The following is a 224-nucleotide window of genomic DNA, read 5'->3' as shown; positions in this document are numbered from 1 at the left end:
AAGGGTTTTGCCCCTGACACGGCTAAATCATTTACAGTACCACAAACTGCAAGCTTTCCAATATTCCCCCCAGAAAAAAATAGGGGTTTTACAACAAAAGAATCTGTCGTAAATGCCATTTTGCCTTGACTTACGGGAAATACAGCTGAATCCGCCCCACCATCTAAAATACTGTTATTAAAATATTTATAAAAAATACTTTCAATTAATTCATTTGTGTGTTT

General features: G+C 35.3%; 1 protein-coding gene. It reads right to left on the bottom strand.

Annotated elements, in window-relative coordinates:
• A partial coding sequence (locus ACJDU8_RS25945; protein WP_406795054.1) for an AIR synthase related protein occupies positions 1–224 on the bottom strand: 224 nt, incomplete at both ends.

The sequence above is a fragment of the Candidatus Clostridium eludens genome (assembly GCF_045310515.1).
GTDB classification, from domain to species: Bacteria; Bacillota; Clostridia; order Clostridiales; family Clostridiaceae; genus Clostridium_B; species Clostridium_B eludens.
This window is presented reverse-complemented; position numbering and strand designations above follow the sequence as displayed.